We start from the raw sequence: 13,210 nt of genomic DNA, 5'->3' as shown, positions 1-13,210 counted from the left end.
CTTTAGAAATTTAGACTAGAAAGAAATTCGGCCTGTTTCGGGTATACCTCGCTGGCGAATCTTCCAAACCAGATAAAATGCCCTGCTTCGGGTATTGATTTTAATTCAATATCATTTCCTAAAGCCTTCATTCTTTTGTAGAATTCAACCGCTGTTGAATATTCACAGTTTTTATCTTTCTCTCCGTGGATCATCAATAGTTTTGAATGGGTCTTCTTAATCCTATGATTGGGCGAAATGGTCAGTACACTGTCTTTATTCGCCAAGTCTCTTACAATCCATTTGGAATTGGTGACGGTTAAATCATAAACCGCAGCATTGACCATAGCGGCATTCGGTACTGGGTCCATTGCTAAATTATCCGTTGCTTCATTTACCGTATCAGACAAAATGGTAGATAAGGCCAAGTGCCCACCTGCCGAATTTCCGGTAACCACAATCTCATCTATTGCTACATTCAATTCCGCAGCGTTTTGTCTTAGCCATCTAATGGCCGATTTTGCATCCTTAACGGCTTCAAAGGGTAAAGAATTGTGTCGCTCCTTGATGCGATATTCTACGGCGACGGCTACCCAACCTCTTTTGGAATACTCTTTTCCTGAATCAAAAAACCAATCTGGCTTGCCTTCAGACCAACTTCCTCCATGAAAATATACTAAGGTAGGTCGGGGACCGTGATGGTTGGTGCCATCGGGCAGAAATAAGTGAATGTCCAAATCAAAGCCATCCACCTTTTTATATGTTTTAATGAGATGGTTTTGACGCGCCTGTAGATGATTTTGATAAGTTTCGTAAATGCTGGCTTTCTGCGCTTCATTTCCCTTACTTTTCAAAAAGTCTTTGTAGTAATCTTCAATATTTTTTACCCCCAAATTCTCAATATGTCTTGAAAGATATCGGTATTTCCAAAGGGGAAGGACAATGGAATCCGAAAAAAGGCTGTCTATGATTTGCCATTGGGCAGATAAATGTTGGTTGGAGCTTTGTTTGAATAGCCCTTTATTAACCTTATCTGATGCTTTTTTGTTGATATAAGCCCGTATATATGCCCTAACGTCCTTATTCTTCAACAAGTCGATGTTCTTGAATTTATCCAATCCTTTATCAAGATAATCAACTAGGGTATCTGGTAGCTTGGTGGCATGGCCACTATACACTTCATGGTGACCAGGATATTCCAAGATTAATTTGTCAAATGCAGCTTTAATGGCATTTTCCTCTTGATAATAGAGACTGTCACTTATCTTTTTCTCATATGATTTTAGATGTTCTGTATGCAGAGCTCTTAAAGAATCTATTTCCAGAAGAAATGCCTTTTTTCCTTGGCTATTGAACGCTGAAAAATCTCCGTAGATATAATTCCATATGGGTTTTCCCAGTTGCTTTTGTTCCGTAAAGAAGGTTTCGCTTTGATCCGAATCCTTTGGGATTGATTGGGCTTTTCCCATTATGAAAACAAAGGACACCAAGACAGTACATAGTTTAAGCATCAGAAATTTATTTGGGGGATTTAAGGGTTACTATTTTTCATTCGCGCTTTGGCAACCAAAATAAGTTAAATTTAGTTCCTATCGATATTATACTAGACCAGGTGGAGCTTTTTGTATTACCGCTACTTCCATGGTAGAGAAATGGTCTTTTAGGCACAATCTCAAAAGTTCAATGAAAATGCTTCTTCCGTTGTTACTATTGGTCATTATCATCATACCCATCTTTTTTTCTGGGAAAAGAACAGAATAATGCTGGAATCCGCTACCGTTCCCACCCTTAAAAACGGCAATACCATACGGTGTGTCCAGATATCCCCAACCAAGGCCATAGCCAGCATCTGTATCCCTAAATGGGATTCTCCGGTTCACGATACCTTTATAGGTACTACTAGGTTCGGTTACTTTGGCCTGTAGACTAAAAATCTCATTGTATGATTTTTTGGTTATGATTTTCTGTTCCAGTACTCCTTGAAGGAATTTGGTATAATCAGCAGCGGTGGTCTCCAAGGTGCTTGCCCCACGAGGTTCATTGTCAATGTCCTTTTCATAGGGATTGCCTCTGTCATCATGACCAAAGGCGACATTTTCCTTGTATTCAGGTTTCCAGAAAAATGCAGACCTACTCATTCCTAGGGGTGAGAATATTCTTTGTATTGCCAGTTCATTTAAACCTTTTCCCGTAAGCTTTTCGAGTACCACTTGTAAATAGACAAATCCTTCACCGGAATACCTATGTTTTTTCCCTGGTTCATGAAACGTTTGTAGTTCAATTTGAGGTGTGCGCCAATTGGGAAAACCAGAGGTATGGGCCAAACACATTCTGGCCGTAATCTTATGGTAAAGACTGTCTTTTTTCAAGGAGGAGTAGTCATCGTGCCATCGGGTTTGGGGCTCATATTCATAAATTTTCTTTGGGAGGTAGCTTTCCAGCGGTGTATCAAGGTCTATAACACCATCTTCAACCAAATCCATTACCAATACGCTGAAAACGGCCTTGCTCAACGAAGCGCCATAGATGTTCGTTGAATCGGTAAGCGGCAGTTTATTGAGATTGTCCCTATATCCAAAAACCTGCTCAAAAACTGGGCTGTTATCGTTGAAAATGGTCACGGCCATTCCTGGGATATCGGCATCCACCATTGCTTTTTGGATTTTTTGTTTCAAGGAATCCGCTGAAATTTTCGATTCATCCAAGCGGACAATCCGCGTGGTATCTTGGGAAGTACAATTGGACAAGGCAACTACGGCAAATAGATATAGCAATGTTTTTGTCATTCTATCTTCCTTAAACTTTAAGAACGGGATGGCCAAAGGATAATAGCACTTGTGTTCTTTTACTGCATAGACAATATTGGCCAAAACAATCAGAACAAAAAGTGGTATTACCGAAATGAAAATGATAAACCCCCAATTTTCAATAGTCAACAAAGCCACAAATGCCAATGCGTACAGTATTAAAACAGTAATATGAAAGTTGATTATTTTGGAGCCGTGTCTATCATAAAGCACATTGTCATCTCTTTTGTGAATCCACAAGAACAAAGGAAAAAGGACATTACAAAAAGGCAATATAAAGCCCAATAGGGGAGTGCCATGTAATAATAACAACCACTTTTTTTGTATGGCCTCTTCTTTGGGGTTTTGCAAATTTAACAGCTCATCTACCTCGATATCAAGTGCGACAGCTAGCATTTTAACGGTCTGCAAATGAGGATTGACAGCCCCTTTTTCGATACGTTGAATGGTACGAACGGTTATTTCCGTTTGTGCCGAAAGATCTTCCTGCGAATAGCCTTTGCGTTTTCTGTGATAGATTAGATTTTTTCCTACTGAATTATTTTCCATATGTAAAGAATCTTGTTGGAGCAAAGCTACTGGTATAGTTTTGTCAACCACACGACATTTAGGTGTCACCTTTATGTCATTTATTTTTTAAGGTCATTTTTTATCTATAAAGACTGAATTATTGTCTTTTGCGTTCCCGGCTGGGTTCCATCTGGAAAATCGAACCTAATTCATAAGTTTCATGAACTACGTTTACGCCTTTTGTCTTAAGTTTTTCAAAAAGAGGGGTATCATATTCATTAAAACCGTTTCCATGAATCATCAGGTCGGTAAGTTCACTCAAACCTAGTAAACACTGTATATCACTGACGTTGTTTTCTTCAATAATGAGCCATCTCAGTTTTTCCAAATTGGATATGGGACCTATTTGTTCGATGTTGTTGTGGCTCAAGAAAAGCTTTTTTAAAAGGACTAGATTTTTAAGCGGCTCAAGATCTTCGATTCTGTTATGACTAATGTCCAGCCATTCCAAGCTCTTAATATCCTTCAGAAAATCTATTTTTTTTATGTGGTTTCCCCGTAATATCAAGACACCCAATTTGGGAAGTTTGGTCAGGGGTTGAAAATCTTCTATGGGGTTATTCATTAAATTGAGCTGCTCGAGTTTTGTTAGATTTTCAATTACATCTATATTCTCTACATTCCCATTTTCCAAGATTAAAACCCGTAGTTCCGACATATTCTGTAAAGGCTTGATATCCTTGACTTGATGTCCCGGAATCCAAATACCCTCCATTGATATTAAATCTTTTAATGGGGATAAGTCCTGTAATTGGTTGAATCCCATATTAAAGTTTTTCATCTTTTTCCAGTTCTTGGCAACGCCTATATCAGATATCTTATTAAAATGACAGTTAATATGGGTTAGGTTTATTAGAGATTCTAGAGGTTCAATATCCTCAATCTTGTTTTGCATCAAGGTCAAGCTTTTCAAATTTCTTAAATGTCCAATAGGGGAAACATCTGATATCTTATTCTTGTTTATCCAAAGGGTATTCAATTTTTTTAAGTGGATAAGTGGACTTAGGTCACTTATATTGTTATTGTGAAGTACAAGTTTTTCCAAATTTACTGCATGTTCCAAACCAGTTAAGTCTGTAATTCCCCTGCCGGATGCATTAAAGGACCGCAAGCTTTCCAAATCGACTTTAGTAATTCTTCCGTTTGGTTTATCAAAATATTCACGAATGGCATGTTCCAAATAAAAATCAGGGATGTCAACGCTGAGTTCCTTATCAGTAGATGTCTGGGCGAAGATGGTGCCCATGAGAAGTAGATTCCCTATTAAGGCTAAAATAGCGAAACGGTATTGGTTTGATTTCATGAATAGATGTTTAGAAACCAAATATGATATATTCCTTAGTGTATATCACTTGTCCAAACATCAATTAAGTACCATTTAATAATTTGAAACGTATTCCTTTCCAGTAAGTCCCTTGAAATAAGCAGATGGGGTCTTTGAAGTATGCTTTTTAAAAGCCCTATAAAAAGTGGTCTTAGATTTGAATCCAGCATTTTCAGAAATGGCCTCTAAAGTCAGGTGTTCCATTTTTCCGGTTTTGACCAATTTAATCACCTCTTGTATTCTGTATTCGTTGACAAAATCATTAAAAGTCTTCCCATGACTGTTGTTGATTAAGCCAGATAGTCTTACTGGGGTGATTCCAAGAATGGATGAAAACTTCGAAAGGGTCAACCCGTTATCAAGATACATTCTGTCCATTTCCATTTTCTTTGAAATACTTTCAATGACTTTCATATCATTCACTCCAATGGACCTATCCCTCCGTCGAAGGGATGAAAATGAGATGTAGGCAACCAAGGATATTCCATATAGTATGGCCGCATTATATATCTTGACCAACAGGGAAAATGAGAAGCCCAACCATTCATCTACTGGGCTACCCTTCCAATATCCATAGTATTTGCCCAAAAGCACTGAAATCATTTCAAAAAATACTCCTGCGGCAAGCAAAGCAATAAGTGTCCTGATCCAAATACTGAATTTTTTCTGTTCCTTGTTAAAAGGGTTCTTTTGTGCTTTACTGATTAGGGATAAGCTTAGTATAGTATAACCAACAACGAAAGCCATGAGCATTACATCGTGCATAGTTTGGATGGTAAAATAGCCAAAGCGCTTGGCCCAGACACCTTTGGGTTCCGGACTGGCAAACAACGTTCCAATCCAGATGAAAACAGAATAGAACCAAAACAAAAAGGGGAGTGCCAAATGGAACAGTATGTGTTTTTTGGTCAAAGTATCAGAAAACACGGACTTAACGTAGAGAAGTAGTAAGGGGAATACAAAAAGGTAGAGATAGAAAGGTATAAACCTCAAAAAATCATAATGGAGAACCAACTTTGAATTACCCACGAAAGGAGGGATTAAGGATAGTAGAAGAACAAACAACAAACCTAGAAGTATCCTATTCTCAACCGAGCGCCACTTCCTGTTCATGAAGATGAAAAGTATCATTAGAATGCATTGGAGCATTCCGAACAACAAGGCGATATTGGTCAAGTTGAAATCCGCCATAAACTCACGCTGTAAAACAGCTTATTTTAGATTAAAAGTAGGACTGTTGATGGAGCATAATTAAAATCCAACAACGAGAGATTCCCACCAAATTTTCAAGCAAAAACATTTCTGTACCATGAAAATGGTGCAAACAGGCTGAAAAGTAAAAACGGTATCATTACTCAGTTTCTAAAATAGTATGCACCCCATTTTCTAACTCATACAGTGTTGCGATTTCCTTATCGGTTAAACTTCTGTTGTAAATTGATAAATCGTCCATAAGTCCAATATATCCTAATCCCAAATAAATATTGGACTTAGCCAAATCCCAGCTAAAGGGGGTATCAATATTCTCTCGCGTACCCTTGAGTTGACCATTCAAGTATAGGGAAGCCTGCCCTTCAGTAGTATTTAAATTGGAAAAATTAATCAAAATATGTGTCCATTTGCCACTACCAAATGGTGGATTTTGTACTCCAGTAAGACGCTCATTAAAAATAGGATTCTCGTTATCCGGTCCTTCAGGATTTGGATTCCATACGTTACGATCTCCAATAACTCCTAAACGAAAATCCCGAGGATTTTCTTTGGTGAAATCAACCCAAATGGCTGCGTCATTATAACTTACATCCGTAATTTGAATGGGATCGCAATAACCGGGTTCTAAATCTGTAGCTGGATCTAAGCTTAACCAAAATGAGATTGCGCCACTCCAATTTTCTTTGCTATAGGCTATATTTTTTTCACTGGGATAATAAATACTTCCTCGGCTACGTGCTGCAAATGCTAAGCCATCACCATATTTGCCTTTGTCTTCTTGTCTGCTGATATCCGGTTTGTGCAATCCGACCTGTGCAGAATCCACTGCTTTTCTATTGGGAACGGTATACATTCGTGAGTCACCTAGTGCAAAATCTGCCTCGACTCCCTTATCAAAAGAAGCATAGAAGGTAAGTGCTTCTTTTAAATTGGTTTTGTTGGAATCAGAAACAGCCGGTTGTTCAGATTTTTTTTCCTGTTTACAAGCATAGAGGCTTACAATAAGAATAGTAATTATAAAAACGGATATTCTTCTTTTTGATGCAGTGCGCATGACGTATTAAAATATTGATGAGACCACTAAAAATACTAATTAAAACTAATGTACATGGTAATCGAAAATGTATAATTCTACCATTTATACTTAAATAATTCCTACGTAAATAAACGTTTAACGCAGGGGGTTAGTCTCTGACAATATAGATGCTTAGAACCAGCCTACATATGGACATGCTTCCTATTTTTTTGTTTTTAAGCTGTTGGTATGTTCTTCCAATGATTAGCTGCACAAGCATTTGAAATCGTTTTAAAATAGGCGGGTAGGGCAGGGAAACACCTTTTTGGAATGGATGGTTCAACAAGAACCAAATGCATCGTTGTAGATTGATATTTAGACGTTTGGACCTTTGATTGCACAATAAACTTTCGTAAATTATAAGGACACATGTCTGAATTAAATTGTTGAACTTTTAAAAGATAGAACTATGAATCCGTTAATGTTGTTTTTGATTTTTTTTGCTATCGTCCTATTCGCTGGAATACGGATTGTTTTTGAGTACAAGCGAGCCTTGAAATTCCGTTTTGGAAAATATGTTAAAACCCTACAACCCGGTTTTCGGTGGATAATTCCAATCGTAGAGACCATTCAGGTAGTGGATATCCGTGTAATCACCATCAATGTAGTTTCGCAGGAGGTGATGACAGAGGATAACGTACCCTGCAGTATTGATGGAGTAGTTTTCTTTAAGATAAAGGACCCAGAAAAAGCAGTGCTTGAAGTGGAAGAGTATGATTTTGCAATTACTCAGCTATCCCAAGCGGCCCTAAGAGATGTTTGCGGTAAAGTTGAACTGGACACTATTTTATCCAAAAGGGAGGAAATGGGCAAAAACATTAAAAGCATTGTGGAAACTGAAACCCATCACTGGGGAATTGAAATTATTGACGTAAAGATTAAGGATATTCAACTGCCGGAAAACATGAAGCGAATGATGGCCAATCAAGCCGAAGCAGAACGATCTAGGAGGGCTCGGATTATTCTGGCAGAAGCCGAAGAACAAGCCGCAAGTAAGCTTTTGGAGGCAGGAATACAGATTGACAAATCGCCCTCGGCCATTAAACTACGTCTCTATCAGACCTTGTCCAACATTGCGGCTGAAAAGAATTCTACTATTCTATTCCCCTTTCCAGAGGAGGCTCTTCCGAGGGATTTAAAATAATCCAATTTGTAAGTGTTAGTATCTAGAGCAAACATTATTTACTAATAAATTAGTATTTCTACTAAAATTTTAGTAGTATTGTTCAATAATTAAAGTATCCATGAAGAAATTGACAGAGCGTGAAGACCAGATAATGCAAATAATTTGGCGAACTGATGGCATCTTTATTCGAGATATTGTTGAGGAATTACCGAAGCCAAAACCCCATTATAATACCGTTGCGACGATCGTAAAGATTTTGGTCAAAAAAGGCTTTCTAAAATCTACAAAATATGGAAATATAGATAGGTATAGTGCCATAATACCCCTGGAAGACTACAGAAAGGAGCACGTCGAGGATATCAAGAAAAAATATTTCGGAAACTCTTTGACCAAAATGATGGCACACTTTGCAAAACAAGAAAAATTATCCGATCAGGAGATTGAAGAACTGATTACTATTATAAAATCAAAAAAGTCTTAGACCATGGTATTCCTATTCAAAGCTTCTTTAGTGATTTTGATTTTATGGCTCTTTTACAAACTGTTGTTGGAGAGGGAGAGTTTTTTTGCTGTAAATCGCATATATCTTCTAGCGAGTTTACTGATGGTTTTTTTACTTCCTTTTATTTCTTTGCCAGAAATGGCAAAACATCAAGGAGTAGTTGACAATTTGCTTGTAGAAACGCCCCTCAGGGAACCATCAAAAAGTTTTGTTTCACCTGTGGAATCCAAACCAGAAAATGTCAGATCAACTGATTATGTAATAGGGTCTGAAGAAAATAGTCCCATCAATGTTCAACCTTCCCAAACCAAAGGCATTGAATTTTGGCTGTTTTCCATTTATGTTTTCGGCGTGATTGTATTAACTGCACATCTACTCTTTCAATTGGCTACTGTTTTTATTCAAATTCGAAGAACGCATGATAAAGTTGATGATGTGGACTGTACGATAGTCAATCTTAATGATGATAATGGCCCCCGCTCTTTTTTTAAATATGTCCTTCTAAATCCAAAAAAGTACAATTCTGAAACGTATGAACAAATACTGGAGCATGAGAAAATCCATGTAAAAATGATGCACACAATTGACCTGTTAATAGCCGAAATTGCAATCATTATTCTTTGGTTCAACCCAATTATATGGTTTTTTAGGAAAGAGGTTGAGAAAAATATTGAATACCAAACTGATGCACTGCTACTAAAATCCACAGCAGTTGAAACGGAAAAGTATCAGTTGAACCTTATTGAGATATCCGTGGAGCGAAAGCCGCTCACAATTGTTTCGAATTATAATCAATCATTAATCAAAAAACGAATAGTCATGATGAACAAGAAGAAATCGAATACACACAGTTATTGGAAGTATGCTTTCATTGCACCAACCTTGGTAATAACTTTATTAGTATTGAATCAACCACTTTCAGCCAAGGTTCAACAAAAAGTTGTATCAACAGGGGAAAACAACCTTAGCGAAAGTTTTGAAAATGAATATGATGACCTTGACCGAGACCTTGCGCCCCTTTTGTATGCAGTTCGGAGAGGTGATTTTGAGCAAGTTAAAAAATTGGTCAACGAAGGTGCGGACATAAATTTTGTGCAAGAAGGCGAAGGAACCGCCCTAGTTTTGGCCATAAGGCACAACGAACTAAAAATAGCCCGTTATTTATTGGAAAACGGAGCTGACCCAAACCTCGGGACCGATAGTGATGGCCACCCTTTATGGTTGGCCGCTCGGAATGGAAACATTGGACTGGTCGAGCTTTTGGTTTCGAAAGGTGTTGATGTAAACAAAAAATTCTATGGAGACGGTAGTGCCTTGATTCAAGCTTGTAAAAACGGAGACATGGCCATGGTCAAAGCATTGGTCCGGTTAAAAGCGGATATCAATATGGGAGTTCGTGGAGACGGTAGTCCCTTGATTATGGCTTCCAAAGGCGGACATTTCAACATAGTCGAATATTTGGTTGGATTAGGGGCCGATGTAAACCAGGAAGTAAAAGGCGATGAAACTCCTTTGATAAATGCAAGCGAGCAGGGGCATCTTGATATAGTAAAATTTCTTGTTGAAAAAGGAGCAGATGTGAATAAAATATGTACTGAAAAACGGTATGATGGGAGTATTAGGGTCCGAACCGCCTTGTCAATGGCCGATAAAAAGGGACATGATTCCATTGTACGGTACTTGAAATCCAAAGGTGCAAAGGCCAATTGATAAAAAAATAGCCATAAGGGGGTTTAGTAATAGTTTTTTCAGCGTATTAAACCCTCTTATATAGCATATACTTAAAGGATTTTTACCATCAGCGAGGGCCTTCTTCTATTAACACCTTCCTTTTTTATTTCGACTACTCGTTTCGTAAACTCCTAACAGGATTTGCTCGTGCAGCCTTTATTCCTTGAAAGCCTACGGAAAGTAAAGCAATTAATGCAACAATAACACCGGCCGATAAGAACATCCACCATGTGATGTTTACTCTATACGCAAAATCTTGTATCCACCTGTTCATACCTAACCAGGAAATGGGAATGGAAAGTAGAAATGCGGGTACAAGTAGCATTAAAAATTCTTTGCCCAGCATCACTGCAATATCACTCGTCTTTGCACCCAAAACCTTTTTGACACCTATTTCCTTTGTCCTTTGTCTAGCCGTGTATGTGATTAGACCAATCAGCCCCAGGCAAGAAATCAATAAAGACAATATCGAGAAAATCAAGAGTATTTTTGAAAAACGTTTCTCGGCCTCGTATTGCATCTGGATATGCTCTTCCAGAAAACCATAATCAAATAGGGCTGTCGGAAAATTTTCTTTCCACACTCTTTCTACCATCTCAATAACTTGATTTGCATTTTCGATATCAACTTTCAACGTAATTCTTGAAAACCGATTTATAGGATAAATGAGCAAAGGTCCAATATTCTGTTTTAAGGAGTTGTAGTGAAAATTATTAGTAACACCGACTACAATCCCGTCTTGGCCGTCTATATTAAAAGGTTTTCCAATAATCTCCTCGATATTTTCAAGCCCCAGCACTTTTGCCGCCATTTCATTCAGGATAACGGGACGTGTCTCAGTCTCAATTTCGGTTTCGGCAAAGTTTTTACCCGCCAATATTCCAATTCTGTGTACATCAAAGAAATGACGATCCGCACCAAGGGACGAAGTCGTTAATGAAACGGGATTTCCGTTCGTATCAACGGTTACCGCATCTTCTTGGTCAATGCTACCTCCCAACATGGTGTTGGAAACCGTAATTCCAGAAATAAGGGGACTTTGCAAAAGTTGATTTTTAAAAGGACCATAACCATTTACCACATCTGAATTTCCATTTACTCGTAAGACAAGATGGGCGTCTTCTTTATATCCAAGGTCCTTGGTACTAATAAAAGACATTTGGGAATACATAATTACAATACTTGCAACCAAAACAAGGGTGATAATGAATTGGAATGTTATCAATGCCCTGCGCAGTGCCATACCAAAAGTCCCTGACTTATAAGCACTTTTTAGGGTTTTTGCAGGACTAAATGAAAGAAGAGCAATAGTTGGATAAATACCGGAAAGAAGACCCAACAAGAACGTGATTCCTATCAAAAAAGACAATAGAAAAGGAGAGGTAAATAGATTAAGACTTTTCCCCGTAATTTCTTGAAATATGGGTTGCAAAAATATTGAAAGTATCAATGACAGGAAAAGAGCGATAAACGTCATTGTGACGGATTCCAATAGATATTGAGATACCAAATGTCCCTTACCGGCCCCAATTGTTTTTTTGATCATTACTTCTTTTGCCCTATCTAGCGATATTGCTGTTGCGAGGTTGGTGTAATTAATGCCTGCCAAGAGCAATATCAGAATGCCTATCACCGAAAAAACATAAACTTGGTTAATATTACCAGTTGCCGCTATTTCATTTTGCAAATGGGATTTAAGATGGATGTCTTTTAAGGGTTGCAAATCGTATGAAAGGGACAATTGGTTTGTATCACTGTGGTTTCTACCATAGGACTGTGTGATTTTGTTGGAAAGTGATTTGGGATCAACTCCTTTTCTTAATAACAAATAGGTGTAATAGTTGATTTCGTCAAAACCTTGTGGGGTTAATATTTCCGGATTGGAAACTTCTTCTGTTTTGAAGGAAGCCAAAATATTAAAAGTAAAATGGGAATTCTTTGGAGGGTCGGGCATTACGCCGGTTACTCTATATGGCGTTCCCAAACCAGTGCTATCGTTCATGAAAATTGTGAGGCTTTCACCCATTGGATTGGAATCACCAAAGTACTTTCTTGCGATGGATTGGGTAAGTATGATAGAGTACGGTTCTTCCAATGCAGTGGTTACATTACCTCGAGATAGGGAGTAACTGAATACATCGAAAAAGGATGGATCGGTCATTAGAATGTTCGATTCCAATATTTGTTCGTTATCATGGAGTACCAACTCATCTCGGTGCAAATCCAGACGAACCGTATTTTCCACTCCGGCAAAGTCTTCAACAATACTACTTGCCATTTGCGCGTTGGACATAGCAGATTCAGAAAAGTCAAACCCCGTCCTTGAAGTTGTGGTCAGCCGGTAGATATCTTCAAACTTCTCATGGAACCGGTCATAGTTCATTTCATCATTTACCCATAGCGCAATTAGTGCAAAACAAGTCAATCCAGCGGTTAGACCAGCAATGTTCAAAGTGGAATGGACCTTATTTCTACCCAGGTTTCGCCTTACACCTTTAAAATGGTTTATAATCATGATGTTTAATTTATTGTTGGTCCGAAAGAATGAGGTTCGCTAAAACGCTATAATGACTGATTTGCAAACGCTTTAATTTCATGGAATACTAAAACGGTTGTATTCAAAAATAATGCCCCAGTTATAATGGATTCATAATCAGTTATTTATATTTTAAAAGTCTAAAATTGGGAACTATCACGTCCAATGTTTGGACACAAAATGTCAAATTATTTTACATTTAGATTGCTTTAAAGCTATTACATCAATCAAGTCTTAAGTTTCAAACAAAAACCATACAAATGTATGATGCTTAAATGTGTAGGGTGACACCTGTCCATCTTAGAATAATCGAAGGCAGATTACTAGAGCTTTGGTACGTTATAAAAA

The 13,210-nt window shown here is 37.9% G+C and carries 9 protein-coding genes; 3 read left to right on the top strand and 6 right to left on the bottom strand.

Annotated features, from left to right (window positions below):
* Positions 1–2: 2 nt before the first annotated feature.
* The 5 genes from ACSLUF_RS08515 to ACSLUF_RS08495 form a co-directional block, all read right to left on the bottom strand.
* Entirely contained in the window at positions 3–1,490 is a 1,488-nt protein-coding gene (locus tag ACSLUF_RS08515; RefSeq protein WP_435625687.1) for an alpha/beta hydrolase, read from the bottom strand.
* An 87-nt stretch (positions 1,491–1,577) separates the two neighbouring features.
* Positions 1,578–3,335 carry a serine hydrolase gene (locus tag ACSLUF_RS08510; protein ID WP_435625686.1) on the bottom strand — a complete coding sequence of 586 codons (1,758 nt, stop codon included), beginning with the start codon at positions 3,333–3,335 and terminating at the stop codon, positions 1,578–1,580.
* A 118-nt stretch (positions 3,336–3,453) separates the two neighbouring features.
* Complete coding sequence (locus tag ACSLUF_RS08505; protein WP_435625685.1) at positions 3,454–4,659, bottom strand: leucine-rich repeat domain-containing protein; 1,206 nt, start codon at positions 4,657–4,659, stop codon at positions 3,454–3,456.
* Positions 4,660–4,734: 75 nt separating this feature from the next.
* Complete coding sequence (locus ACSLUF_RS08500) at positions 4,735–5,871, bottom strand: helix-turn-helix domain-containing protein (RefSeq protein WP_435625684.1); 1,137 nt, start codon at positions 5,869–5,871, stop codon at positions 4,735–4,737.
* Positions 5,872–6,031: 160 nt separating this feature from the next.
* Positions 6,032–6,946 carry a LamG-like jellyroll fold domain-containing protein gene (locus tag ACSLUF_RS08495; RefSeq protein WP_435625683.1) on the bottom strand — a complete coding sequence of 305 codons (915 nt, stop codon included), beginning with the start codon at positions 6,944–6,946 and terminating at the stop codon, positions 6,032–6,034.
* Positions 6,947–7,376: 430 nt separating this feature from the next.
* Between ACSLUF_RS08495 and ACSLUF_RS08490 the strand changes: the two genes are divergently transcribed.
* The 3 genes from ACSLUF_RS08490 (at position 7,377) to ACSLUF_RS08480 (ending at position 10,305) form a co-directional block, all read left to right on the top strand.
* Positions 7,377–8,111, top strand: a complete 735-nt coding sequence (locus tag ACSLUF_RS08490) for a slipin family protein (RefSeq protein ID WP_435625682.1) — start codon at positions 7,377–7,379, stop codon at positions 8,109–8,111.
* A gap of 100 nt (positions 8,112–8,211) precedes the next feature.
* Positions 8,212–8,574 (top strand): BlaI/MecI/CopY family transcriptional regulator, encoded by a 363-nt coding sequence (locus ACSLUF_RS08485; RefSeq protein WP_435625681.1) that lies wholly within the window; start codon positions 8,212–8,214, stop codon positions 8,572–8,574.
* A gap of 3 nt (positions 8,575–8,577) precedes the next feature.
* Positions 8,578–10,305 (top strand): ankyrin repeat domain-containing protein, encoded by a 1,728-nt coding sequence (locus ACSLUF_RS08480; RefSeq protein ID WP_435625680.1) that lies wholly within the window; start codon positions 8,578–8,580, stop codon positions 10,303–10,305.
* Between the two features lie 133 nt (positions 10,306–10,438).
* Here ACSLUF_RS08480 and ACSLUF_RS08475 read toward each other — a convergent pair whose 3' ends face one another.
* Positions 10,439–12,841, bottom strand: a complete 2,403-nt coding sequence (locus ACSLUF_RS08475) for an ABC transporter permease (protein WP_435625679.1) — start codon at positions 12,839–12,841, stop codon at positions 10,439–10,441.
* Between the last annotated feature and the right edge of the window lie 369 nt (positions 12,842–13,210).

Origin of the sequence: Flagellimonas sp., from assembly GCF_965601775.1 — a bacterium.
Lineage (GTDB): Bacteria > Bacteroidota > Bacteroidia > Flavobacteriales > Flavobacteriaceae > Flagellimonas.
The sequence above is the reverse complement of the archived record's forward strand: the minus strand, read 5'-3'. Positions and strand labels throughout refer to the sequence as shown.

What these genes read in the sequence shown, in the direction of transcription:
- ACSLUF_RS08490 (WP_435625682.1), top strand. Translation starts at nt 7,377, where the DNA reads ATGAATCCGTTAATGTTGTTTTTGATTTTTTTTGCTATCGTCCTATTC.
- ACSLUF_RS08510 (WP_435625686.1), bottom strand. Translation starts at nt 3,335, where the DNA reads ATGGAAAATAATTCAGTAGGAAAAAATCTAATCTATCACAGAAAACGC.
- ACSLUF_RS08515 (WP_435625687.1), bottom strand. Translation starts at nt 1,490, where the DNA reads ATGCTTAAACTATGTACTGTCTTGGTGTCCTTTGTTTTCATAATGGGA.
- ACSLUF_RS08480 (WP_435625680.1), top strand. Translation starts at nt 8,578, where the DNA reads ATGGTATTCCTATTCAAAGCTTCTTTAGTGATTTTGATTTTATGGCTC.
- ACSLUF_RS08500 (WP_435625684.1), bottom strand. Translation starts at nt 5,871, where the DNA reads ATGGCGGATTTCAACTTGACCAATATCGCCTTGTTGTTCGGAATGCTC.
- ACSLUF_RS08475 (WP_435625679.1), bottom strand. Translation starts at nt 12,841, where the DNA reads ATGATTATAAACCATTTTAAAGGTGTAAGGCGAAACCTGGGTAGAAAT.
- ACSLUF_RS08495 (WP_435625683.1), bottom strand. Translation starts at nt 6,946, where the DNA reads ATGCGCACTGCATCAAAAAGAAGAATATCCGTTTTTATAATTACTATT.
- ACSLUF_RS08485 (WP_435625681.1), top strand. Translation starts at nt 8,212, where the DNA reads ATGAAGAAATTGACAGAGCGTGAAGACCAGATAATGCAAATAATTTGG.
- ACSLUF_RS08505 (WP_435625685.1), bottom strand. Translation starts at nt 4,659, where the DNA reads ATGAAATCAAACCAATACCGTTTCGCTATTTTAGCCTTAATAGGGAAT.